Source organism: Mesorhizobium sp. WSM4829 (assembly GCF_055811475.1).
Genome location: NZ_JBVVQJ010000058.1, coordinates 17797 through 18978, shown reverse-complemented (window position 1 = coordinate 18978; position 1182 = coordinate 17797). Strand labels below are relative to the sequence as shown.

Annotated in this window: 1 protein-coding gene; it reads left to right on the top strand. The window is 63.3% G+C overall.

Annotation, left to right across the window (positions count from 1 at the left end; genetic code table 11):
• Positions 1–104: 104 nt before the first annotated feature.
• The coding region (locus AC0L17_RS32155) for a Ulp1 family isopeptidase (protein WP_473518711.1) at positions 105–1182 on the top strand (1078 nt) is incomplete at its 3' end.

The window sequence follows — 1182 nt, the reverse complement described above, 5'->3', positions numbered from 1 at the left end:
TGGAGCTTTCGCCGCAGCCCCTTGCCGGGCCAAGCGACAGCACGCCTGGGTTTCCTGCCGTGGACGGGGGGGCGACTAAGAGAGCGGAGGACTATTCCGGACAGATGGTCGAGCAGTTCGGGCGAGACGGTTTTCCAGCGAGTCCGGACCAACACCATGCGCTCACTCACGCCGATCGCCCTCAAATCTCTGCCGAGGCCGATCGGACAGTTTCGGGGCTGCCGACCGAGCAACCTGCCATCCTGAACGAGATTATGGAGGCACGCGATCGGGTGGGTGCCAAGCGCGGGAGGCCGGCCGCCGAACCCGAGGAAGACGGCAGGGCGGCTCAACGGCGGCAAGTGGAGGTCCCGCAATTTATGGTGCTCGGCGCCACCGAATGGCTGGGCGACGAGCACATTCATGCGGACTACAATAGTCTTGCCAGGGACCTGAGACAGACCTACCCAGGGTTCGCTGCCCAGACCAGTTTTGTGCCGCCCGCGGTTGTCCACATACTGGTCAATGCCGAGGCAGAAAATCTGCAGGACACGCTGCGAGGGCTTTATGTCAACGATGCTGGGCAAGAGCCACGGTTCCTGTTTTTGCCGGTGAACAATGCCAATAGTGCTACCGCCGGGACGCACTGGTCGCTCCTGTTCGTCGACCGAAAACATCCCCAGGGGCAGCAAGCCGTTCATTACAATTCACTGACGGGCTCTGGGCAGGGCGTTATTGCACGCAACCTCGCTCGCAAGCTGGGGGAGGAGACATGGTACCAGGAAGGGCAGGTGGCGCCGCAGGGCAACGGATACGACTGCGGTGTTTCGGTGCTTGAGGCCACGCGCGAACTGGTGACCAGGCTGGCGAACAGCCAGCCGCCAGAGGGCGCATCGCTGGATCTTCGAAGCGTTGTGGCCGATCGTACGGCGTTACTGGCGCGGCACGGGGCGCGACCGGCAATCGCCTTGGAGGAGCGTGATACGGCGTCAAGCTTGAAACCGAAGCGCGGGAAAAACTTTGACGAATTGGCGAGTGATGAAGACATAGAGCTGGATCCCTCCGATGAGAAGATGGAGGGCGGACCCGACTTGGCCGCGATCGCGGCGGCGATGCCGCGGCAGCCGGGGCAGAGCAACGGAGCCTGGGCGGACGCGCTGAAGGCGGCCCATTCCGATCTCAGCGCCGCGGATGCCGCCATAA